This window comes from Micromonospora sp. CPCC 205546, from assembly GCF_036902715.1.
Taxonomy (GTDB): Bacteria; Actinomycetota; Actinomycetes; order Mycobacteriales; family Micromonosporaceae; genus Micromonospora.
In genome coordinates this window covers 50,212-71,258 of the sequence record NZ_JBAKHL010000008.1, presented here as the reverse complement: position 1 = coordinate 71,258, position 21,047 = coordinate 50,212, and the positions used below count along the sequence as shown (strand labels likewise).

22 protein-coding genes are annotated in these 21,047 nt (G+C 72.7%); 11 read left to right on the top strand and 11 right to left on the bottom strand.

Features of this window, described 5'->3' with window-relative positions:
* Positions 1-21: 21 nt before the first annotated feature.
* Positions 22-468, bottom strand: a complete 447-nt coding sequence (locus V6U77_RS06955; RefSeq protein WP_334605365.1) for a DoxX family protein — start codon at positions 466-468, stop codon at positions 22-24.
* A gap of 83 nt (positions 469-551) precedes the next feature.
* On the opposite strand from V6U77_RS06955, the gene V6U77_RS06950 reads away from it, so the two are divergent.
* Entirely contained in the window at positions 552-1,121 is a 570-nt protein-coding gene (locus V6U77_RS06950) for a TetR/AcrR family transcriptional regulator (protein WP_334605364.1), read from the top strand.
* 156 nt (positions 1,122-1,277) lie between these two features.
* Here V6U77_RS06950 and V6U77_RS06945 read toward each other — a convergent pair whose 3' ends face one another.
* Together V6U77_RS06945 and V6U77_RS06940 are read right to left on the bottom strand one after the other, a co-directional pair.
* Complete coding sequence (locus tag V6U77_RS06945) at positions 1,278-2,717, bottom strand: GuaB1 family IMP dehydrogenase-related protein (protein WP_334605362.1); 1,440 nt, start codon at positions 2,715-2,717, stop codon at positions 1,278-1,280.
* A gap of 78 nt (positions 2,718-2,795) precedes the next feature.
* Positions 2,796-3,392 carry a LysE/ArgO family amino acid transporter gene (locus V6U77_RS06940; protein WP_334605473.1) on the bottom strand — a complete coding sequence of 199 codons (597 nt, stop codon included), beginning with the start codon at positions 3,390-3,392 and terminating at the stop codon, positions 2,796-2,798.
* A 96-nt stretch (positions 3,393-3,488) separates the two neighbouring features.
* On the opposite strand from V6U77_RS06940, the gene V6U77_RS06935 reads away from it, so the two are divergent.
* Positions 3,489-4,376: a LysR family transcriptional regulator ArgP gene (locus tag V6U77_RS06935; protein WP_334605472.1), complete on the top strand. Its 888-nt coding sequence runs from the start codon at positions 3,489-3,491 to the stop codon at positions 4,374-4,376.
* Positions 4,377-4,470: 94 nt separating this feature from the next.
* Here the strand turns inward: V6U77_RS06935 and V6U77_RS06930 are convergent, their stop codons facing one another.
* Positions 4,471-6,222 (bottom strand): acetyl/propionyl/methylcrotonyl-CoA carboxylase subunit alpha, encoded by a 1,752-nt coding sequence (locus V6U77_RS06930; RefSeq protein WP_334605361.1) that lies wholly within the window; start codon positions 6,220-6,222, stop codon positions 4,471-4,473.
* 147 nt (positions 6,223-6,369) lie between these two features.
* Between V6U77_RS06930 and V6U77_RS06925 the strand changes: the two genes are divergently transcribed.
* The 4 genes from V6U77_RS06925 to V6U77_RS06910 all read left to right on the top strand — a co-directional run bounded on the left by V6U77_RS06925 (position 6,370) and on the right by V6U77_RS06910 (position 10,211).
* On the top strand, positions 6,370-6,981 hold the full coding sequence (locus V6U77_RS06925; RefSeq protein ID WP_334605471.1) for a PadR family transcriptional regulator: 612 nt from the start codon (positions 6,370-6,372) through the stop codon (positions 6,979-6,981).
* Between the two features lie 130 nt (positions 6,982-7,111).
* On the top strand, positions 7,112-8,071 hold the full coding sequence (locus V6U77_RS06920; protein ID WP_334605360.1) for an ATP-binding cassette domain-containing protein: 960 nt from the start codon (positions 7,112-7,114) through the stop codon (positions 8,069-8,071).
* A gap of 19 nt (positions 8,072-8,090) precedes the next feature.
* A complete protein-coding gene (locus tag V6U77_RS06915) occupies positions 8,091-8,846 on the top strand; it encodes an ABC transporter permease (protein ID WP_334605359.1) in 756 nt (251 codons plus the stop codon).
* A gap of 84 nt (positions 8,847-8,930) precedes the next feature.
* Positions 8,931-10,211 (top strand): MFS transporter, encoded by a 1,281-nt coding sequence (locus tag V6U77_RS06910; protein WP_334605358.1) that lies wholly within the window; start codon positions 8,931-8,933, stop codon positions 10,209-10,211.
* A 186-nt stretch (positions 10,212-10,397) separates the two neighbouring features.
* Here V6U77_RS06910 and V6U77_RS06905 read toward each other — a convergent pair whose 3' ends face one another.
* From V6U77_RS06905 to V6U77_RS06885, 5 genes are all read right to left on the bottom strand, one after another.
* Positions 10,398-11,051 (bottom strand): O-methyltransferase, encoded by a 654-nt coding sequence (locus V6U77_RS06905; protein ID WP_334605357.1) that lies wholly within the window; start codon positions 11,049-11,051, stop codon positions 10,398-10,400.
* A gap of 9 nt (positions 11,052-11,060) precedes the next feature.
* Complete coding sequence (locus V6U77_RS06900; RefSeq protein ID WP_334605470.1) at positions 11,061-11,705, bottom strand: Maf family protein; 645 nt, start codon at positions 11,703-11,705, stop codon at positions 11,061-11,063.
* 101 nt (positions 11,706-11,806) lie between these two features.
* Positions 11,807-12,928: a type VII secretion-associated serine protease mycosin gene (gene mycP / locus V6U77_RS06895; RefSeq protein WP_442934389.1), complete on the bottom strand. Its 1,122-nt coding sequence runs from the start codon at positions 12,926-12,928 to the stop codon at positions 11,807-11,809.
* 1,444 nt (positions 12,929-14,372) lie between these two features.
* The gene (locus tag V6U77_RS06890) at positions 14,373-14,846 is read right to left on the bottom strand and encodes a hypothetical protein (RefSeq protein ID WP_334605356.1); all 474 of its coding nucleotides are present in this window, start codon (positions 14,844-14,846) and stop codon (positions 14,373-14,375) included.
* Between the two features lie 152 nt (positions 14,847-14,998).
* On the bottom strand, positions 14,999-15,208 hold the full coding sequence (locus V6U77_RS06885) for an acyl-CoA carboxylase epsilon subunit (protein ID WP_334605355.1): 210 nt from the start codon (positions 15,206-15,208) through the stop codon (positions 14,999-15,001).
* A gap of 92 nt (positions 15,209-15,300) precedes the next feature.
* On the opposite strand from V6U77_RS06885, the gene V6U77_RS06880 reads away from it, so the two are divergent.
* Together V6U77_RS06880 and V6U77_RS06875 are read left to right on the top strand one after the other, a co-directional pair.
* Positions 15,301-17,214 carry a serine/threonine-protein kinase gene (locus tag V6U77_RS06880; protein WP_334605354.1) on the top strand — a complete coding sequence of 638 codons (1,914 nt, stop codon included), beginning with the start codon at positions 15,301-15,303 and terminating at the stop codon, positions 17,212-17,214.
* Positions 17,215-17,305: 91 nt separating this feature from the next.
* On the top strand, positions 17,306-17,536 hold the full coding sequence (locus tag V6U77_RS06875; protein ID WP_334605353.1) for a hypothetical protein: 231 nt from the start codon (positions 17,306-17,308) through the stop codon (positions 17,534-17,536).
* Between the two features lie 100 nt (positions 17,537-17,636).
* Here the strand turns inward: V6U77_RS06875 and V6U77_RS06870 are convergent, their stop codons facing one another.
* Both V6U77_RS06870 and V6U77_RS06865 read right to left on the bottom strand, forming a co-directional pair.
* Complete coding sequence (locus V6U77_RS06870; RefSeq protein WP_334605352.1) at positions 17,637-18,389, bottom strand: GH25 family lysozyme; 753 nt, start codon at positions 18,387-18,389, stop codon at positions 17,637-17,639.
* Positions 18,390-18,520: 131 nt separating this feature from the next.
* The gene (locus V6U77_RS06865; protein WP_334605351.1) at positions 18,521-18,661 is read right to left on the bottom strand and encodes a hypothetical protein; all 141 of its coding nucleotides are present in this window, start codon (positions 18,659-18,661) and stop codon (positions 18,521-18,523) included.
* Positions 18,662-18,752: 91 nt separating this feature from the next.
* On the opposite strand from V6U77_RS06865, the gene V6U77_RS06860 reads away from it, so the two are divergent.
* From V6U77_RS06860 to V6U77_RS06850, 3 genes are all read left to right on the top strand, one after another.
* The gene (locus tag V6U77_RS06860) at positions 18,753-19,496 is read left to right on the top strand and encodes a M50 family metallopeptidase (RefSeq protein ID WP_334605350.1); all 744 of its coding nucleotides are present in this window, start codon (positions 18,753-18,755) and stop codon (positions 19,494-19,496) included.
* Positions 19,497-19,632: 136 nt separating this feature from the next.
* The gene (locus tag V6U77_RS06855; RefSeq protein WP_334605349.1) at positions 19,633-20,133 is read left to right on the top strand and encodes an RNA polymerase sigma factor; all 501 of its coding nucleotides are present in this window, start codon (positions 19,633-19,635) and stop codon (positions 20,131-20,133) included.
* The gene (locus V6U77_RS06850) at positions 20,126-21,034 is read left to right on the top strand and encodes a hypothetical protein (protein ID WP_334605348.1); all 909 of its coding nucleotides are present in this window, start codon (positions 20,126-20,128) and stop codon (positions 21,032-21,034) included. The genes V6U77_RS06855 and V6U77_RS06850 overlap by 8 nt, the downstream gene beginning before the upstream one ends.
* Positions 21,035-21,047 lie beyond the last annotated feature (13 nt).

The following is a 21,047-nucleotide window of genomic DNA, read 5'->3' as shown; positions in this document are numbered from 1 at the left end:
GATAGATTAGCTTCCTGAACGTCAGGCCCCAAACGAAATAACGAGGGCCGCCGCGACGAAGAGGACCTGCTCCGCCGTCCGCCGCCCGAGGGGGGTCGCCGGTCGCCCGGCCAGGGTCACGCCGCGCCGGACCGCCGAGACGTTCGCCGGGAACATCGCCAGCATCAGCAGGGCCAGTCCCGCCGCGGCCCAGCGGGCGGTCGCCGGCACCAGCAGGCCGACCGCGCCCACCAGTTCCAGCACCCCGGTGACCGTGACCAGCAGGCCGGGCCGGGGCAGGCCGGGCGGCACCATCGCGATCATGTCAGACCGGTAGGCGGGGGCGAAGTGCGCGACGCCGGTCACCACGAACATCAGGGCCAGTCCGACCCGCAGCGCGGGGTGCCAGCCGTCGAGGGCGGCCACCCCGGCCAGTCCGGCCAGTCGGGCGAGCGCCGTGCCGGCCACGAGGGCGATCAGCGGAGCCATGCGTACCTCCTGAAGGGTAACTTGTCGACGACAAGATTGCCTCCGGGTCCGCCAACTTGTCAATGGCTAGATATGATCGCGGCATGACCGGAACACGCGGCTACCATCACGGCGACCTGCGTCGCACCCTGCTCGCGGCGGCGGTGGACGTCATCGAGGAGTCGGGTCCGGCGGCGCTGAGCCTGCGCGACCTGGCCCGCCGGGCGGGCGTCTCGCACGCCGCCCCCGCCCACCACTTCGGCGACAAGTCCGGGCTGCTCACCGCCCTCGCCACCGAGGGCTTCCACCTGCTGGCCGAGGCGCTGCACGACGCCGGCGGCGACCTGCTCGACAGGGGTGTCGCCTACGTCGACTTCGCGGTCGGCCACCGCGCGCACTTCGAGGTGATGTTCCGGCCCGACCTCTACCGCTCCGACGCCGAGGGCCTGGTGGCGGCCCGCAGGCGCGCCGGCGAGGCGTTGCACTCGGGCGTCGCCGCGCTGTCCAGGGAACGCCCCACGGCGAAGGACCCGCAGGGCGACGCGCTCGCGGCCTGGTCGATCGTGCACGGCTTCGCCACGCTCTGGCTCTCGGGCGCGTTGCCGCCCCGGGTCGGCGACGACCCCCGGGCCGCGGCCCGCGAGGTCATCCACCGCCTCTTCCCGAAGCCCTGAACCCACCCGGGCGGCCCCGCCCTCCCGCCGGGCCTGCAGCGCGGCCCTCGTCCGGGGGCGGGAGCCGCCCCGTCGCCCCGCTCGGTGGGCGAGCGGCGCACGCGTCCGCCTCGCCGGTTGCGCCGGGCTGCGGTGGTGGTCCCTCGGCGTCGGCGGTCACCAGCTGGTGGGCAGCGGCATCCCCTCGGTGTAGCCGGCCGCGCTCTGCACACCGACCAGCGCCCGGTCGTGGAACTCGGCCAGGTCCCGCGCGCCCGCGTAGGTGAAGGCGCTGCGCACCCCCGCGATGATCTCGTCGATCAGGTCCTCCACGCCGGGCCGTGCCGGGTCCAGGTACATCCGCGCCGAGGAGATGCCCTCCTCGAAGACCGCCTTGCGGGCCCGGTCGTACACGCTGTCGTCGGCCGTGCGCGCGCTGACCGCCCGCGCCGAGGCCATGCCGAAGCTCTCCTTGTAGCGCCGGCCGTCGGCGTCGGTGTAGAGGTCGCCGGGGGACTCGTAGGTGCCGGCGAACCACGAGCCGATCATCACGTTCGAGGCCCCGGCGGCCAGCGCCAGCGCCACGTCGCGTGGGTGGCGTACGCCGCCGTCCGCCCAGACGTGCCGGCCGAGCTGTCGGGCCGCCGCCGCGCAGTCGAGTACGGCGGAGAACTGCGGCCGGCCCACGCCCGTCATCATCCGGGTGGTGCACATCGCGCCCGGGCCGACGCCGACCTTGACGATGTCCGCCCCCGCCTCCACCAGGTCGCGTACGCCCTCGGCGGTCACCACGTTGCCGGCCGCCACGGGGACCGCCGGGTCCAGCGCCCGGACCGCCCGCAGGGCGGTGATCATCCGCTCCTGGTGGCCGTGCGCGGTGTCCACGACCAGCGTGTCCACCCCCGCCTCCAGCAGCGCCGCCGCCTTGCCGGTCACGTCGCCGTTGATGCCCACGGCGGCGGCGATCCGCAGCCGGCCCCGGTCGTCCACGGCCGGCCGGTAGAGGGTCGCCCGCAGCGCGCCCTGCCGGGTCAGCACCCCGACCAGGCGCCCCTCGGCGTCGACCACCGGGGCGAGGCGGCGCCGGCCCGCGGAGAGCCGGTCGAAGCCGGTACGCGGGTCCGCGTCCGCCGGCACCGTGTGCAGCTCGGTGGACATCACGTGCCGCAGCTGGGCGAAGCGGTCCACGCTGACGGTGTCGGCCTCGGTCACCACGCCCACCGGCCGGCTCTCCTCGTCGATCACCACCACGGCGCCGTGCGACCGCTTCGGCAGCAGGTGGATCGCGTCGCCGACGGTGTCGGTCGGGCCCAGCGTGATCGCCGTGTCGTGCACCAGGTGCCGCCGCTTGACCCAGGCGACGACGTTCGCCACCACCTCGAAGGGGATGTCCTGCGGGATGACGGCGATCGCGCCGCGCCGGGCGACCGTCTCGGCCATCCGGCGGCCGGACACCGCGGTCATGTTCGACACCACCAGGGGGATGGTGGTGCCCGTGCCGTCGGTGGTGGCCAGGTCGACGTCGAGTCGCGAGCCCACCTCGGAGCGGGCGGGCGCCATGAAGACGTCGTTGTAGGTCAGGTCGTGCGCGGGGACCGCGCCGTGAAGGAACCGCACGTCGCCATCATTCCCGTCCGGCGGCACCCGCGCCCGGGGTGGTAGCCGAAAACACCCCGACCGCGCCCGGCGTCGTCCTCAGCCGAGCAGCAGGTTCGCCGCGACCGCGACCATCACGAGGGCGACCACGCCGTCGACGATCCGCCAGGCCGCCGGGCGGGCCAGCACGGGCGCGAGCCGGTGGGCGGCGACGCCGATGGTGGTGAACCAGACGGCGCTGGCGAGCGCGGCGCCCGCGCCGAAGACCCAGTGGTGCGGGTGCTGGCGGGCCACCCCGCCGAGCAGGAGGACGGTGTCGAGATACACGTGCGGGTTGAGGTAGGTGAACGCGAGACAGGCCAGCAGCGTCGCCCCGAGGGTCGCCGGCGGCCGGTCCGCGGGGGAGAGCGCACCGGGGCGCAGCGCGCGGCGGGCGGCCAGCACGGCGTACCCGAGCAGGAACGCGGCGCCGAACCACCGCACGGCGGTGAGGGCGGCGGGGTGTTCCGCCGTGGCGCTGCCCATGCCGGCGATGCCGAGCGCGATGAGCAGCGCGTCGGACGCGGCGCAGACGGCGACGACCGGCAGGACGTGCTCGCGGCGCAGGCCCTGCCGCAGGACGAAGGCGTTCTGCGCGCCGATGGCGGCGATCAGGGCGATGGCGAGGGTGAAGCCGGCGGCCGCGGAGCCGGCCACCGAGCTGCTGAGGATGTCGGGCACGCCTCGACGCTACGAGCCGCGCCCGATGCAGCCCAGCTAAGGATCCTCATGGCGGATAAGCTCGGCTTCATCATGCTGGACTCCACGCAGCTGCGGACGCTCGCCGCGGTGGTCCGCGAGGGCAGCTTCGAGGCGGCGGCGCGGTCCCTGCACGTCACCCCGTCGGCCGTCAGCCAGCGGGTCAAGGCCCTGGAACAGGCCGTCGGGCAGGTGCTCGTCCGCCGCTCGAAGCCGTGCGGGGCCACCGACGCGGGTCGGCCGCTGCTGCGGCTGGCCGGGCAGCTGGCCCTGCTGGAGCGGGAGGCGCTGGACGCCGCCCGGCCGGCGGTCGGCGGGCCCGCGCCCACCCGGGTGACGGTCGTGGCGAACGGAGACTCGCTGGGCACCTGGTTCGTCGGCGCGCTGGCGCGGCTGCCCGCCGGGCTGGCGCTCCTGTTCGACGTCCGCCGCGACGACGAGCACCACACGGCGGAGCTGATCCGCGACGGCACGGCGATGGCGGCCGTGACCGCGCAGCGCGAGGCCGTGCAGGGCTGCCGGGTGGAGCGGCTGGGCGCCATGCGGTACGTCGCGCTGGCCGAGACCGGGTTCGCCGCCCACCACTTCCCCGACGGCCTGACCGAGGCCGCCCTCGCGTCGGCGCCGGTGATGGCGTTCGACCGCAAGGACCAGCTCCAACAGCGCTTCGCCCGTACGGTCACCCGGCGTCGGCTCGACCCGCCGATCCACTACGTCCCGTCCTTCGACGGCTTCAACGAGGCGGTACGGCTCGGGCTCGGCTGGGGGATGGTCCCGGAACGGATCGCCCGCGCCGACGTCGCCGCCGGACGCTGCGTCGACCTCGGTGCCGGCCGCCACCTGGACCGCCCCTTGTACTGGCAGCACTGGCGGGTGGAGTCCGCCACCCTGGAGGCGTTGACGGCCGCCGTCCGGGCGGTGGCGGGCGCCGAGCTGCGCTGACCCGCGCAGTCCGAGCCGCGCCGAGGCCGGGGGCCGGTCCGGGGCCGCCCCCGAAGCGCGCCGAGGCGGGTCCGCCCGGCCTTGGCGCGGCGGGTCAGGCGATGGTGCAGATCGCCGCGCCGGCGGTGATGACGGCGCCGACCTCGGCCGCGAGGCCGCTGACCGTGCCCGCCTTGTGGGCGTGCAGCGGCTGCTCCATCTTCATCGCCTCCAGCACCACGACCAGGTCCCCCTCGGCCACGGTGTCGCCGTCGGCGACCGCGATCTTGACGATGGTGCCCTGCATCGGGGAGGTGAGCGCGTCGCCGCTGACCGCGACGCCGGCCTTGGTCCCACCGCCCCGGCGGGCCGGCTTGCGCGCGGCGGGCGCGGCGGTGGTCGTACCCGCGCCGAGGCCGGCGGGGAGGCTGACCTCCAGCCGCTTGCCGCCGACCTCGACCACGACGGTCTCGCGCCCGGCCGGCGCGTCGGCGGGGCCGGCGGCGGCGGTGAACGGCGCGACGGTGTTGTCGAACTCGGTCTCGATCCACCGGGTGTGCACGGTGAACGGCTCGGCGGTGAACGCCTCGTCCCGCACCACCAGCCGGTGGAACGGCAGCGCGGTGGCCATGCCCTCGACGACCATCTCGTCCAGGGCGCGGCGGGCCCGTTCCAGGGCCTCGGTACGCGTCTCGCCGGTGACGATCACCTTGGCCAGCAGCGAGTCGAAGTTGCCGCCGATCACGTCGCCGGCGGAGATGCCGGTGTCGACCCGGACGCCGGGACCGGTGGGCAGCCGCAGCGCGGTCACCGTGCCGGGGGCGGGCAGGAAGCTGCGGCCCGGGTCCTCGCCGTTGATCCGGAACTCGATGGAGTGCCCGCGCGGCGTCGGGTCCTCGGTGCGGCGCAGCTTCTCGCCGTCGGCGATGCGGAACTGCTCGCGGACCAGGTCGATGCCGGCGGTCTCCTCGGTGACCGGGTGCTCGACCTGCAGGCGGGTGTTGACCTCCAGGAAGGAGATGGTGCCGTCGGCGCCGACCAGGTATTCCACCGTGCCAGCGCCGTGGTAGCCCGCCTCCCGGCAGATCGCCTTGGCGCTGTCGTGGATCTGGGCCCGCTGCGCGTCGGTGAGGAACGGCGCGGGGGCCTCCTCGACGAGCTTCTGGTGCCGGCGCTGCAGCGAGCAGTCGCGCGTGCCGACCACGATCACGTTGCCGTGCTGGTCGGCCAGCACCTGTGCCTCGACGTGGCGGGGCTTGTCGAGGTAGCGCTCGACGAAGCACTCGCCCCGGCCGAACGCGGCGACCGCCTCGCGGGTGGCCGACTCGAACAGGTGCGGGATCTCCTCCATGGTGCGGGCCACCTTGAGCCCGCGCCCGCCGCCGCCGAAGGCGGCCTTGATGGCGACCGGCAGGCCGTGGTCGACGGCGAACGCCAGCACCTCGTCGGGGCCGCCGACCGGGTCGGGGGTGCCGGGCACCAGGGGCGCGCCGGCGCGCTGGGCGATGTGCCGGGCGGTCACCTTGTCGCCGAGGTCCCGGATCGCCTGAGGGGTGGGCCCGATCCAGGTCAGCCCGGCGTCGATGACGGCCTGGGCGAAGTCGGCGTTCTCGGAGAGGAAGCCGTAGCCGGGGTGCACGGCGTCGGCCCCGGCCTTCGCGGCGACCTCCAGCAGCTTGTCGATGCGCAGGTACGTCTCGGTGGCGGTGTCCCCGCCGAGCGCGTACGCCTCGTCGGCCAGCGTGGCGTGCAGGGCGTCCCGGTCGGAGTCCGCGTAGACGGCGACGCTGCCGAGGCCGGCGTCGCGGCAGGCGCGGATGACGCGGACGGCGATCTCGCCGCGGTTGGCGATGAGTACCTTGCGCACCTTGCTGGCTCCTCCCGGAGGGTCACTGACCGGGAGTGTATCGGCCACCGTGGCGGCCCTAACGATCGCTCAGTGTGGGATGCCGCACTGTTCCCGGGGCGATTGGTCGAGTTTGCTCACTACGCTCGTCCGGTGTCTGCCACGCGAATGATGATCCTCGGCCTGGTGCGCTGGATGCAGCCCGTGCACGGCTACGACGTGCGCCGCGAGCTGCTCAGTTGGAACGCCGACAAGTGGGCGAACGTGCAGCCCGGGTCGATCTACCACGCCCTGCGCAAGCTCACCCAGGAGGGACTGCTGCGCGAGGTGGCCACCGAACAGGTGGGCGCGCGTCCGGCCCGCACCACGTACGAGGTGACCCCGAAGGGCGAGGAGGAGTTCGAGTCGCTGCTGCGGGGCCTGTGGTGGCAGCTGCACGAGCCGCCGGACCCGTTCACGGCGGCGTTCTCCTTCCTGCCCGCGATGCCGCGCGACGAGGCGGCGGCCGCCCTGCGCAACCGGGCGAACCTGCTGCGCGCCGGTGTCGAGTGGATGCGTACGTCGTTGAGTTCTGACTGGATGCGTTCGAGCAAGCCGGTGCACGTGGGGTGGATGTTCGAGCTCTGGACGGCCCGGTCCGAGGCGGAGATCTCCTGGTGCGAGCGGATCGCGGAACGGATCGAGTCGGGGGTGTCGTACCTGCCCGATGGGCTGGAGCGGGCGCAGGGGTGGCAGGGCTGGGAGGAGCGGCTGCCGCCCCGGCCGACGAATGGAGAATAATCAACGTTGACCACAAAAGCTATATCGCGTTAGCCTGCCCCTCGACGCCACGGGGGAGCATGCCGTCCGGCGTCGTCCCGAGGGACAGACAGGTGGCCGGTGGCACCGGCCCGGACGACCAGGAGCACAGATGATCGAGACCAGAGGGTTGCGGAAGTCGTTCCGCTCCCGAGAGGGTCGCCAGACGAAGACCGTCGACGCGGTGCGCGGCGTCGACCTCAAGGTCACCGAGGGGGAGATCTTCGGTTTCCTCGGCCCCAACGGCGCCGGCAAGACCACCACGCTGCGGATGCTGGCCACCCTGATCGAGCCGGACGGCGGCGAGGCCACCGTGGCCGGGGCCGACCTGCGCAAGGACCCGGCCGAGGTGCGCCGCCGCATCGGCTACGTCGCCCAGGGCGGCAGCACCTGGGACGAGTCCACCGCCCGGGAGGAACTCGTCCTGCACGCCCGCATGTACGGCATCGGCAAGGCCGACGCGCACCGGCGGGCCGCCCGCGCCCTCGACGCCTTCCAGCTCACCGAGTACGCCGACCGCAAGTGCAAGACCTACTCCGGCGGTCAGCGCCGGCGGGTGGAGATCGCCCTCGGCATCATCCACGAGCCGCAGATCGTCTTCCTGGACGAGCCGACGAGCGGCCTCGACCCGCAGAGCCGGGCGCACATGTGGGAGGAGATCCGCCGGCTGCGGGCCGACGGCATGACCGTCTTCATCACCACCCACTACCTGGAGGAGGCCGACGCGCTCTGCGACCGGATCGCGATCATGGATCACGGCGAGGTGGTCGCGGAGGGCACCCCGGCGGAGCTGAAGCGCGAGATCTCCGGCGACGTCGTGCTGGTCGGCCTCGACGCGGCGGCCACCGCGCAGGCCGCGCGGCTGCTCGACGGCGAGCCGTACGTCAACAAGCTGGAGAGCGTCGAGGAGGGCGGGCTGCGGCTCTACGTCGACGAGGGCGCCACCGCCATCCCGCAGATCCTGCGCCGCGTCGACACCGCCGACCTCGGGCTCAGCTCCATCGAGCTGCACCGTCCCAGCCTCGACGACGTCTTCCTCACCAAGACCGGCCGCTCGCTGCGCGAGTCCTGATCCCCGACCGGAGAGTCCCATGAAACTCGCCCGTGACACCTGGCTGATCTTCCAGCGCCAGCTCCAACTGCTGCTGCGCAACCCCGTCTGGGTCTTCGTCGGCGTCTTCCAGCCGGTGATGTACCTGCTGCTCTTCGCCCCGCTGCTCAAGCCGGCACTGAACGCGCCCACCCAGGCGGAGGCCTACAAGATCTTCGTACCGGGCCTGCTGGTGCTGCTGGCCATCTTCGGCGGCCTGTTCCAGGGCTTCGGCCTGATCGCCGAGCTGCGCGCCGGGGTCATCGAACGCTCCCGGGTCACCCCGGTCAGCCGCCTCGCCCTGCTGCTCGGCCGCTCCCTGCGCGACGTGGTGTCGCTCATCGTGCAGGCGGTCATCATCACCCTGCTGGCGCTCCTGTTCGACCTGCGCGTCTCGCTCGTCGACCTGCTGCTGGCGTACCTCATGCTCGCCCTGATCGCGCTGATGACCTCGGCCGTCTCCTACGGCATCGCGCTCAAGGTCAAGAGCGAGGACGCGCTGGCCCCGCTGATGAACACCGTGGCCCAGCCGGTGCTGCTGCTCTCCGGCATCCTGCTGCCGCTGACCTTCGCCCCGGGCTGGCTGCAGGGCATCGCCGAGTGGAACCCGTTCTCCTGGGCGGTCGACGGCACCCGGGCCCTCTTCGCCGGCGAACTCGGCGACGACAAGGTCTGGCAGGGGCTCGGCATCATCGCGATCCTCGCCGCCGCCGGCGTCTTCTGGGCCGCCCGGCAGTTCGCCCGCAGCGTCCGCTGAGCGGAGGGCTCCCCGCCGGACCTCGGCGAGAGCTGCCTCTCACCAGAGGCGGGGCACCCGGCCGACGCTTGTAGCGTGAGGCCGGTGCCCCGCCTCACCCGTGACCGGCTCACCTGGCTGACCTACGCCCAGCTCGGGCTGTGGGGCTTCTTCCTCTACGGCTTCGGGCCGGTCGTGCCGCTGCTCCGCGACGAACAGGGCACCTCGGCCGCCGTCGCCGGCCTGCACAGCACCGGCATCGCCGTCGGCGCGCTGGCCGGCGGGGCGCTCTTCGCACCCCTGGCCCGCCGGCTCGGCCGGGGCCGGGCGATCTGGACCGGGCTGGCGGGCGTGGCGGCCGGCGTCGCGGCCCTGGGCCTCGTGCGCGACCTGCCGGCCACGATCACCGCCGTCGCGGTGATCGCCACCTTCGGCATGCTGGTGATCAGCGGCGTGTCCGTGGTGCTCACCGACCGGCACGGCGCGGGTGCGCCCGCCGCGCTGACCGAGGCCAACGCCGTCTGCGCCGGCGCCGGCATCCTCGCCCCGCTGGTCATCGGCGCCAGCGTGGACGCCGGGTGGGGATGGCGGCCGGCGATGGCCGTCGAGGTCGGCCTGATCGCGCTGGTCGCGCTCGCCGCCCTGACCTTCCGCGTACGCCTGCCGAAACCCGCCCCCGCTGCCGCGGCTCCCGGCGGGCCTCCCGCCTCCTCGGCTCCCGCCTCCCCTGCCCCCGGCTCCCCGGGTCCCGCCGGCGTCGTCTCGGTGGTCGGCGCCCAGCTGGGCGGCCGACGCCTGCCGACGGCGTACTGGATCGCCTGGGTGCTGATGGCGGTCACCGGCTCGATCGAGGTCTGCCTGTCGCTCTGGACGGCCGACGTGCTCCGCTCGCACGCCGGGATGGCAGCCGGGGGTGCCTCGGCCGCCGTCGCCGCGATCGTCTGCGGCATGTTCGTGGGCCGGCTCGTCGGGGGCCGGCTCGCCCTGCGGTACCGGCCCGTGCCGTTGCTGCTCGCCGCGCTGGGCGTGTCGCTGGCCGGGTTCGCGCTGTTCTGGATCGCGCCGGTCGGTTGGCTCGCCGTCACCGGCCTGGTCGTCCTCGGCCTCGGCAACGCCCTGCACTACCCGCTGGCGATCTCGATCGCGCTCGCCGTCGCCGGGCCGGCTGCGGACCGGGCGGCCGGCTACGCGTCGTACTCGATGGGGGTCGGCTTCGGCATCGCGCCGGTCGCGCTCGGCTGGGTGGCAGACGGGGTCGGGCCGCACCTGGCCTTCCTGCTCCTGCCGGCCTTCATCGCGGCGGCCGCGCTGCTCGCCGCCCGCCTGGGCCGCGCCCTGCGCCCGGCCGAACCCGCCCCCACCACCCCCGCGACGACGAACGCCTAGGCACTGACAGACCTGGCCCCTGACCGGCCCCTGCCTGCCCGCCGGGTGCCGTTCCCCGGCACCTAGCTGAAAAAGGTCCCTGCCTGCCCGCCGAGTGGCATTCCCCGGCGATCTTGGCAGGAAAAGGCCCCTGGGAGGGCCGTTTCCTGCCAAGATCGCGCAGGGCGGGGTCCTGCCCGGTCAGGGTCAGTGCACTCGGGCCAGGGTGAGGCCGTCGGCGATCGGGAGCATCACCGCGTCCACCCGGACGTCGGCGAGCACCTCGTCGTTGAACGCCGCGATGGCCCGGTCGTCGGCGTTCTGCGGGGCGATCACCCGGCCGCCGCGCAGCACGTTGTCGACCGCGATCACCCCGCCGGGGCGCATCCGGGGCACCAGTTCCGCCCAGTAGATCGGGTAACCGGTCTTGTCGGCGTCGATGAACGCGAAGTCCAGGTGCCGCTCGTGGGGCAGCTCGCGCAGCGTGTCGCCGGCCGGACCGATGCGCAGCTCGATCCGGTCGTCCACGCCGGCGCGGGCCCAGTAGCGCCGGGCGATGCCGGTGAACTCCTCCGAGATGTCGAAGCAGGTCAGCCGTCCACCCTCGGGCAGCCCCCGGGCGATCGCCAGCGACGAGAGGCCGGTGAACGTGCCCACCTCGACGGCCTGCCGCACCCCGAGCAGTCGGGTGAGGAAGGTCAGGAAGGCGGCCTGCTCCGGCGCGACCTGCATCTGCGCGTCGTTCGGCAGGGCCGCGCGGGTCTCCTCGGCCAGGTCCCGCATGATCTCGTCCGGCGGCGCACCGCGCGAGACCAGGTACGCGTGCAGTTCCGAGGTGAGCGGGATCGACTTGGTGGTCATGAACGGACGCTAGCCGAGCGGTTCGACCGTCTGGTTGCCGGGCGCGACCTTCGTCCACAGATCGGTGAGACGCAGGTCCAACTCGGCGAGGAGGCGACGCAGCACCGGCAGGGAGAGCCCGATGACCGTACTGGGGTCACCCTCGATCCGTTCCACGAACGGCCCGCCCAACCCGTCGATCGTGAAGGCACCCGCCACGGCCAGCGGTTCGCCCGTACCCACGTACGTGGCGATCTCCTCGTCGCTGACGTCGGCGAAGTGCACGACGGTGGAGGCGACCGCCTCGGCCCGCCGCCCCGCCTCGACGTCGACCAGGCAGTGCCCGCTGTGCAGCACGCCGCTGCGCCCGCGCATCCGCTCCCAGCGCCGGATGGCGTCCGCCTCGTCGGCCGGCTTGCCGAGGATCTCCCCGTCGAAGGCCAGCACCGAGTCGCACCCGATCACCAGCGTCCGCTGGTCGTCGGCCGGCCGCAGCCGGGTCAGCACCGCCTGCGCCTTCATCCGCGCCAGTTCCAGGCAGAGATCCTCGGCCCGCTCGGTGACCACGAGGGACTCGTCGACGCCGCTGACCAGCACGTCCGGTTCGATCCCGGCGGCCTGGAGAATCTTGCGGCGGGCAGGGCTCGCCGAGGCGAGCACGAGGCGGAGCGACATGGGCTTCGGCACGTCGCCGACGTTACCGGCTGGCCGGGACGACGACGTCTCCGGTGGGACGTGTCCACCCCTTGCCCACCCGTACCCGTCGTCTGGATTGCTCAGCGACTGATCCGGGGCGGGGGGTCGTCGCCACGACGACGCCGACGGGCGACGAACGTCCACGTGCCGCCTGCGGCCACGATGACGCCGAGGGTGACCAGGCCACGGGTGGTGGACCCGTCGTTTCCGTCGGTCGCCGGCTCCGCTACCGCCGTCGTGGTCGCGGCGGAGGGGACCGGCGCGCTGGCCGTCGTCGAGCCGAAACCCAGCGGCGGTACGTCAGCCGTCAACGCCGCCACCAGGTCGATGACCCCGTGGCCGTACTCGTCGTCCCGTCCCGGGGGACCCTTGTCGATCGCGGTAGCCGTGAGCCTGTGAGCCACCTCCGAGGCAGGCAGGTACGGGTACTTCGACCGGATCAACGCTGCCGCCCCCGCAACGATGGCGGTGGAGTCCGACGTTCCCGTGCCCCTTCGGTACTTGCCGTCAGTGCTCGTGCTGTAGATGTTCACGGCAGGTGCAACCAAATCGATCTCGGAACCAGTAACCGAGACGGCGGCAATATGGCCGGTTCGGTCGACCCCGCCCACCGCGATTACGCCTGGGTAAGAGGCGGGAAAGCCGACATGTTGGCTGAAGGGCTTGTTGCCTGCTCCCGCAACAACAACGATATCCGCGCGAATTGCAGCCTCGACTGCTGCTAGCAGTCGGCTATCTGCCGCACCTGCTGCTGAAATGCTGATTACTTCCACATGCTGCGTGATTGCGTAACTGATTGCGTCTGCCAAATCCTGACTGGTGCCTTCCCGGTTTTTGCTCTTCACTCTTATGGGAAGGATCTTTGCCTTCGGCGCTATGCCAAGAGCGCCTTGTTGGTTGGCATGCCCGTGGGCTGCGATGAGTCCTGCCATGCCGGTTCCATGACTGTCTCGGTCTTGCCGGCCGTCGCCGCTACCTCCAGCAACAATATCTATGCCGAGGCGCAGATTCTTAGCAAGGTCTGGATGCGGATGGACGCCGGTGTCTGGCACCGCGACCGTCACGCCTTCGCCTTGAGTAATCTGGTGCACTTCGGTGACCTTGAGGAAGCCTAGGTGCCACTGATCCCGTCGGATTCGGTCGCTGCCATCCGGACTTGGAGCGCTAAGGATGGACCCAGCATGCGAGGGAATGGGCGACAGGAGTGTTGCCGTAAGACTGAACAGCGCCAAGGCGACCTGAAAAGTCCGAGTTTTCAACGGTTCAAGCCAATAGCCGGACCTGGGTCGATGGGGTCATCTTCGTCTGGAGGTCGGACTACCGGGCTTACGCCTTGGTTTACTTCCCATGGGTGATCCGGGTCCCAGCGTCGCGACTCCTCATAACTGCCATCGTGCCGCCCTGACCGGCCCGGTATTCCACCTGCACGTGCAGTCCCCACCCCGGGCGCTCCACCGATTGGGGGAATACTCTGCCCCGAAGTGGAGCTGCGGCCACCACCACCAGGGCGGGAGCCTGCAGCCCCAGTCGGAGCAGTGCCAGCGCCCCCACCGCCGATCACTCCACCAATCGGGTTAACCCGGCGTTGCTGTGCGCCACTCGATTGTCCAAATCCTGTTCCGGGGGTTCCGCCGATCAGGCCGCCAGGTGGCATGGGGCGGGCTGGTGCCGGTGGCGTGGCAGGCGGAAGGCCGCTTGTTGCTCCGTTGACTGCCCGGCTGGTTGGGGGAGGCTGACCGATCGGTGATCCAGAGATCCCGCGTCCAGGCCGCGCACCGGGTGGCATAGCAGGCAACGGCCCACTGCTGGAGCCATTAGGCAGGCCGGGCGAAGCGACACCTGGCAACGTTGTGTTGATTGGAGAAGGCGCTAGGCCGGGTGCAACGCCTCCAAGGACGGGTCCGATGCCACGGGCGGTTGGTGCCGACACCTGTTGCGCGTTTGCGGTCGGCCGGATAGCAGACGAAGCAGCTGAGTTCGACAGTGGTACAGGAACGATGGGCGGAATCACCGGAGCGGCAGCACCGCCTCCGTATACATCGGAGTTGTGCTGATCGATTCCAGGTGACGGCTTAGGCCTTGGTGGTGGTTGGCGAAGCATTACCTGGGCCTGCTGGAGTTCGCCGCTGAGGCCGTACATGATGCCGCGCGCCTGGACGTTGAGGCGCTCCAGGTCGGCGTCCGTCACCGGACGGTCCGGGACCCGGCTGCCCATGGCGGCCTTCGGGTCGGCGAGCGTCGCGTCGTACGTCTGCTTCTCCTGGACCTTGACGGCGTACGTCTCGTAGATCTTCTTGAGTTCCGCGCGCGTGGCGCTGATGGCCTGCGTGGCGGCGGAGAGCGCGGTGTAGTTGGCGCTGGCGGCGTCGTGCGTGCGTCGCACCTGGTCGATCAGCTCGTCCAGCTCGCGGACGTACGCCCGGGCGGCCTCGTTGGTCTCCGGGGGCCACGCCTCAGCCAGCCCCTTGCGGTATTCCTGGAGGCGGGCCAGGTGCATCCGGGCGAGGTCGCAGACCTTGCGCCAGCCGGCGACCTGCTTCCAGTGGTTGGTGGTGTCGTGGTCCTGGAGGCAGGCCCACATGCTGGCGACGTCCATCAGCCGCCAGTCGGTGAGGGCGGACGTGCGGCCGCCGGCGCCCCGCTCGATCACGGCAGCACCACCGGGCCCTGTCCCTGCCCCGGCACGGGCTCCGGCCCGGTGGGATCACGCAGCACCGGGGATCCGCCGCGAGACACTGCGGCGGCCGGGTTGGCGAGGGCGCGCTCCACGTCGGTCACGCGCGCGGCAGCGAAGGCGTCCGCCCCGGTGTAGCGGGCGGCGACGGTGCCGGCGGCGACTGCCAGGTGGCCGGTGACGTCGCGGACGCCCCAGACCATGTTGGCCGTGGCCTGCTGGGTCTCGTGGTGTGCGCGCAGGAAGTTGACCAGCTCGATGAACGCGTCGGCCGGGTTGGGCACCGGCGCCGTCATGTCCTCGGCGATGTACGACAGGTGCGGGGCGTAGTTGCGTTGCACCTCGGCCTGGAGCTTGTCGGCGAACTCGCGGAGCTGGCGGATGTCGGCCTCAATGCCGCCGTAGCCGCGGAGCCAGGATGCTGGGCGGTCCTCCTCGGGGATCATCGGCCCTCCCTACCCGTCACTGCACCGTCTCCCTGAGTGAGGTTAATGGGTCACCGGGGGTGACGGCAGCCCCGCCCCGGCGCGCACCGGCCGCCCCGCTGGTGCGCAGGGGTGCCGAGCTGCGGTGATCCGTACGGAAAAGGGCCGAAAGGTCAGCGGGGCAGGCCGGACGCGCGCCAGGCGCCGGGGCCGGCGACCGGCGCCGCGACGGGCCGGCCGGAGCGCGCCCAGGCGGACGCGGCGGCCGGAGGGGCCACGGCGACCGGCCGGGAGCGTACGACGATCGCGCCCACCAGCGCGGCCAGTTCCTCGGCGGTGGGGACCCCGCGGACGACCCGGAACAGCGGCTCTTCGGCAGACATGGCGCCAGCGTACGCGCCGGAGAGGTTGACCTGAACCGCACAGTGGCGTGCCGGCGGTGTGAGCGTCGTCGGCTCCGGGTACCGTCTGGGCGATGTCGAACGCGCTGCCCCAACTCGTCGCTGACCGATACCGGCTTCTCTCGCCGCTCGGTCAGGGCGGCATGGGTCGGGTGTGGAAGGCGCGCGACGAGGTGCTGCACCGGGACGTGGCGATCAAGGAACTCGTCCCGCCGCCCAGCCTCACCGACGAGGAGCGCCGCGAGATGCGGGAGCGCTCGCTGCGTGAGGCCCGGGCCATCGCCCGGCTCAACCACATCAACGTGGTCCGCATCTTCGACGTGCTGCGCACCGACGGCGACCCGTGGATCGTCATGGAGTACGTGCCGTCGAAGTCGTTGCAGGACACCCTCGCCGAGGACGGCCCGGTGACGCCGGCGCGGGCCGTGGAGATCGGCCTGGGCGTGCTGGCCGCGCTCAAGTCGGCGCACAAGGCCGGCGTGATGCACCGCGACGTCAAGCCCGGCAACGTGCTGCTGGGCGACGACGGCCGGGTGGTGCTGACCGATTTCGGTCTCGCCACGATTCCCGGCGACCCCAACGTGACCCGTACCGGCATGGTGCTCGGCTCGCCCGCGTACATCTCGCCGGAGCGGGCCCGCGAGGGCACCGCCGGGCCGGAGGCCGACCTCTGGTCGCTGGGCGCCACCCTCTACGCGGCGGTCGAGGGCAAGTCGCCGTACGCGCGACCGTCGGCGATCGCCACCCTGGCGGCGCTCGCCACCGAGCCGATGCCGCCGCCGAAGAACGCCGGGCCGCTCAAGCCGGTCCTCAACGGCCTGCTGCGCAAGGACCCGAAGGAGCGGATCACCGCCGAGGTGGCGGAGAAGCTGCTCCGCCGCGCGGGTGGCAAGCGCACGCGCACCATCCCGCTGCTCGACGGCGTACGCCGGCCGGGGCCGAACGGTCCGCGTGAGCCGCGCCCGCCGTTGGTGCCGGCGCCGCGACCGGCCGAGAGCGGATCCGACAGGCCGGTCAGCCCGCCGGCGCCGCGTGCGCCGCTGGCGGCGGCCGGTGCCGCCGCGGCGTCGACGGCCGGGGACGCGAGCGCGGCGTCGGACCTCGCGCCGACCGCCAAGGTCGGACCGTCGACCTCGGACTCGGCCCCGACCGCGAAGGTCGACCCGCCGAAGCCCGCGCTCGACGACACGAAGGTCGAGCCGGCGCCCCGCAAGCCGGCGAATCCCACCTCGGTGATGCCGCCGCCGGTGGGCCCGCCGTCCGGCCGGGCGACGGTCGTGGCGTCCGACGGTACGAAGCCGAACAACACCCGGCGCAACGTGCTGATCGGCGTGCTGGTGGCGCTGCTGCTGATCGGCCTGGTGGTGGTCGTGCCGATGCTGACCGGTGACGACGGTGGGGACGGCGGCGGCACCCCGCAGGCCGACCCGACCGGCGCGGCGACCTCCCAGGGGCAGCCGCCGCAGTCCTCCGCGCCGGCCCCGCCCACGAGCGCCGCGCCGAGCCCGACGCCCTCGGCCACCCCCTCCCCGACACCGGACGCGCTGCCGGCGGGCTGGAAGCTGCACAAGGACCCGGGCGGTTTCACGGTGCCGCTGCCGGCGACCTGGGTGCGCCGCAACGCCGGAGCGAACACGGTCGTCTTCGACGAGCCCGGCGGCCCGGGGGAGCTGCTGGTGCAGTGGACCTCCACGCCGAAGTCCGACGCCTACGCCGACTGGAAGCGGATCGAGCCGGGCCGCCGGAAGCTCGTCAACAACTACCAGTACCTGAGCATCGAGCGCTGCAACTACTTCAAGACCTGTGCGGACTGGGAGTGGCTGGAGACCCGTGACGGCACCCGGATCCACGTGCGCAACCGGGGCTTCGTCACGGCCAAGAACCGCGGTTACGCCCTGCGCTGGGAGGTCGCCGCGAAGGACTGGCAGGCCAAGCTGGCCGACTTCGACCGGATCGCCAAGGGCTTCGTGCCCGACCGCAAGGACTGAATCGCGGGATTCGCGCCCGTTGCGAGATCGACTCGCATGACCTTCCGCCGTACGGGGTATCTGACCTTTACGACGGAAGGGAGGGTACGACATGGGATACCGACTCAGGAACGCCCGGCCCCGAGTGGCACTGTGGATGCTCGTGGCTCTCGGCGACATCGTCCTGCTGCTCACCGCCGCCGGCCTGCCGGTGCTGTTCGCACTGCTCAGTGTCGTCACCGTCACCCTCGCCGGGGTGGGCGTCCGGCGCTTCGCCCGGCGGGGCGCGCTCGCCCGCGAGGACGCGGCGACCGTTTCCGTGGCGGCCCGACGGCGGGCCTGACACCCGCGAGACGCGACGTGGCGGCAGCCGGACCAGTTGTCGACCGTACGGTGACAACCGATCCCGCTGCCGCCAACCGCCTCCCCAGGCGTCTGGATGCTCAGGTGTTGTTGGCCAGCGCGATCAGCCGGCTCCGGTCACCGTTCCAGTGGTTGCGGTCGACCCCGCCGCTGATGCCCGCGACGCTCCCCCGGTCGGTGTACTGCCAGAAGCTCCAGAACGGCGCCCCGGCGGGCAGCGCGCCGACCGTGCTCGACCAGCGGGCGACCCAGAGCGGGTGGTTGGCCCACGGGGCCGTCCAGCTGCCGGTGCACTGGTTCCACCAGCTCGTGGTCGTGTAGATGACGGCGTAGCGGCCGGTGCGGGCGCGGTAGGTGTTGAGGAAGTCCTGGACCCAGTTGCGCATGCCGGTCGTGCTCAGGCCGTAGCAGTAGCCGCCGGCGTACGGGTTGGCTTCGAGGTCCAGCGCGGCCGGGAGGGTGCGGCTGTCGGCCGACCAGGCGCCGCCGTTGGAGGCCAGGTAGTTCGCCTGCACCGCCCCGGAGGAGATGTTGGGCCGGGCGAAGTGGTACGCCCCCCGGATGACGCCGGCGTTGTAGGCGGCCACGTAGTTCGTGTTGAACCTCGGGTCCTTGTAGCTGGTGCCCTCGGTCGCCTTGATGAAGGCGAACTGGATGCCCGCGTTGCGGACGCTGGTCCAGTTGATGGCGCCCTGGTAGTGGGACACGTCGATGCCGGGGGTGGTGGCGGCGGACGCCGGGGCCGCGGTCGCGGCGAGCCCCGCCGCCGCGGTGGCGAGGGCCGCGAGGGTGGCGGCCAGCAGCCGTCGCAGGGATGTTCCGGTACGGGTCATGGATGCCTCCAAGGACGCCGGAATCAATAGACGTTCATCTTTGGAGGTAAGTGCCTCGAAAGGCAAGGGGAGCTAAGGAAATCTTCAGGATCGGTGGAAGCCGACCACCCTGACGGCCGCGGTTCTCCGCCTCAGCGCAGCATGGCCGGGTCGACGCGCCAGCGGATCGGCTCGGCCAGGTCGAGTTCCTCGCCCGGCTTCGCGACCTGCTCCTCGACGTAGTGCGCGCCGTCGAGCCGGTGCAGCCGCAGCGAGTGGCCGGCGGCGCCCACCTCCCGCTCCGGTCGCCACCGGATCAGACTTCCACGATACGGACCGACGAGGGCGCAGCGACACAGGTCGGAGCCGGTAGGCTCGCGCCCCATGGTGTCGATCGACGGGCTCGGCGGTCTCTGGGACAAGCTGTTCGCGGCGCAGCCGGACCCGCCGCCCCTGCTGGTGCTGCTGACCGCCGTCGTCGCGCTGGTGGTGGTCAGCACCCGGCTGCCCTGGCGGATCGCCCGCAACGCCATCACGATCGCCCACGAGGGCGGGCACGCGCTGGCCGCCCTGCTCACCGGCCGCCGCCTGCACGGCATCCGGCTGCACTCGGACACCTCGGGGCTCACCCTCTCCGCCGGCCGGCCCACCGGCCCGGGGATGATCCTCACCCTGCTCGCCGGCTACGTCGCCCCGCCGCTGGTCGGGCTGGCCGGCGCGTGGCTGCTCGGCGGCAACCGGATCACCCTGCTGCTCTGGGTCGCCGTGGCCCTGCTGCTGGCCATGCTGATCATGATCCGCAACGTCTTCGGCGTGGTGTCGCTGCTGGTCACCGGCGGGGTGGTGCTCACCGTCTCCTGGTACGCCACACCGCAGGTGCAGGCGGCGTTCGCGTACGCCGGGGTGTGGTTCCTGCTGCTCGGCGGCGTACGGCCGGTGGTGGAGCTGCAACGGCTGCGCTCGCGCGGCCGGATGCCCGCCTCCGACGCCGACCAGCTCGCCGGCCTCACCCCGCTGCCGGCCTTCTTCTGGGTCACCGTCTTCGCCCTGGTCAACCTGGTCGCCCTCGGCGCCGGCGCGCTGCTGCTGGCCGGCCCGATCCTCACCGAGGCCGGCCTGACCCCCTGACCGGGCCGCGAACGCCGCGCACGGATCTCCGCCGGCGGGTTCGACGCGACCGGATTGGCGAAAATGCCCGGCCGGCAGGGCAACCGGCGGCACCGCCGGGCGCGTGTCCCCTGTGACCGTCACGGGGAGGTAGCAGGTGCCGGACGTCGACGGGTTCGACGAGTTCTACCGGGGCAGCAGGCAACGGCTGCTCGGCTTCGTCTACGCGCTCACCGGCGACCTCGCCGAGGCGCAGGACGCCGTGCAGGAGGCGTACATCAGGGCGTGGCAGCGCTGGCCGACGGTCAGCGGATACGAGGAACCGGAGGCGTGGGTGCGGGTCGTGGCGAGCCGGATCGCGGTCAGCCGGTGGCGCAGCCTGCGCAGCCGGGCCCGCGCCTACCTGCGGCACGGCGTCAACGAGAGCGTGCCCGGCCCGGACACCGCCACCGTGGAGGTGGTCACCGCCCTGCGACGGCTCCCCGAGGAACAGCGCACCGCCATTGCGCTCTACTACCTGATGGGCATGCCGGTCGCCGAGGTGGCCCGGCAGACGGCCGCCCCGGTGGGCACGGTCAAGGCCCGACTCTCCCGGGGGCGTGCCGCGCTCGCCGGGCTGCTCGCCGTCTCTGACCTGGAGGAGGCCGCCGATGCGTGACGAGATGACGTTCGTCGAACAGGTGCACCGCGACCTGCGTGACGTCCGCTGGCCGGAGCCGGCGGAGATCCGCGCCCGGGCGCGCAGGCGCAGCAGGCGTACGGCGCTGACGGCGGCCGTCGCGGTGCTCGTCGTCATCTCCGGCTCGGCCGTGGCGGTCGGGGAGTGGGCCGGGCGGAAGGACGCGCCCCCGGCGCCCATGGCCGCCACCGCCGTGTCGCCGACGACCGCCGCGCCGGCCGACATCCCGCAGGACGCGCTGCTCGCCCCGGCGGACCTGCCCCTGACGACCGCCGTGCAACTCGGCGAGCCCGGCCTGATGGAACCGGTACGGGTCGACCCGGTGCTGGAGTCCTGCGGCCGCGAGCGGGGCGTGCCGTCGGCGGCGCCCACGTCCCGCTACTCGCGGTCACAGACCCTGCTCTTTGCCCCGGTGAGCCCGGTGACGCGGGGCCCGGCGCTCACCCAGGAGGTCTACCGTGTCCAACCGGGCCAGGGCCGGCTGGTCTTCGGCCTGGTCGGGCTGCTGCTCAACGCCTGTGCCGAGTGGCAGCTGACGAAGTCCACGCTCCTTGACGGTCGTCCGGTGGCGACCATCCAGACGCACCGCTGGGAGACGCCGATCAGCGGCTTCGCCGGCGACGACTCGGTGATGCTGCGCCACGTGTCGATGCCCTCCCGCCTGCGGGCCAGCGGGAGGGCGGCGGCCGCGGACGAGGGGGTCGAGGTCACCATGGTGGTGCAGGTCGGTGACCTGGTCACCGTGATCGCGCTCAGCCCGGGGACCCTGCAGGACACGGTCGCCGGAACGCGCCCCGGCGGCCTGAGCTCCGCCGACCTGCAGACGCTGGGCAGGACGGCGGCGCGCCGGATGTGCGCGTCGGCGAATACAGGCTGCTGACCGACCCGTGCCC

Coding starts and splice junctions, on each gene's coding strand:
- V6U77_RS06920 (WP_334605360.1), top strand. CDS start 7,112: ATGATCGAGACCAGAGGGTTGCGGAAGTCGTTCCGCTCCCGAGAGGGT.
- V6U77_RS06890 (WP_334605356.1), bottom strand. CDS start 14,846: ATGATCCCCGAGGAGGACCGCCCAGCATCCTGGCTCCGCGGCTACGGC.
- V6U77_RS06950 (WP_334605364.1), top strand. CDS start 552: ATGACCGGAACACGCGGCTACCATCACGGCGACCTGCGTCGCACCCTG.
- V6U77_RS06915 (WP_334605359.1), top strand. CDS start 8,091: ATGAAACTCGCCCGTGACACCTGGCTGATCTTCCAGCGCCAGCTCCAA.
- V6U77_RS06905 (WP_334605357.1), bottom strand. CDS start 11,051: ATGACCACCAAGTCGATCCCGCTCACCTCGGAACTGCACGCGTACCTG.
- V6U77_RS06850 (WP_334605348.1), top strand. CDS start 20,126: ATGCGTGACGAGATGACGTTCGTCGAACAGGTGCACCGCGACCTGCGT.
- V6U77_RS06955 (WP_334605365.1), bottom strand. CDS start 468: ATGGCTCCGCTGATCGCCCTCGTGGCCGGCACGGCGCTCGCCCGACTG.
- V6U77_RS06925 (WP_334605471.1), top strand. CDS start 6,370: ATGATGATCCTCGGCCTGGTGCGCTGGATGCAGCCCGTGCACGGCTAC.
- V6U77_RS06935 (WP_334605472.1), top strand. CDS start 3,489: ATGCTGGACTCCACGCAGCTGCGGACGCTCGCCGCGGTGGTCCGCGAG.
- V6U77_RS06885 (WP_334605355.1), bottom strand. CDS start 15,208: ATGTCTGCCGAAGAGCCGCTGTTCCGGGTCGTCCGCGGGGTCCCCACC.
- V6U77_RS06870 (WP_334605352.1), bottom strand. CDS start 18,389: ATGACCCGTACCGGAACATCCCTGCGACGGCTGCTGGCCGCCACCCTC.
- V6U77_RS06860 (WP_334605350.1), top strand. CDS start 18,753: ATGGTGTCGATCGACGGGCTCGGCGGTCTCTGGGACAAGCTGTTCGCG.
- V6U77_RS06900 (WP_334605470.1), bottom strand. CDS start 11,705: ATGTCGCTCCGCCTCGTGCTCGCCTCGGCGAGCCCTGCCCGCCGCAAG.
- V6U77_RS06880 (WP_334605354.1), top strand. CDS start 15,301: ATGTCGAACGCGCTGCCCCAACTCGTCGCTGACCGATACCGGCTTCTC.
- V6U77_RS06875 (WP_334605353.1), top strand. CDS start 17,306: ATGGGATACCGACTCAGGAACGCCCGGCCCCGAGTGGCACTGTGGATG.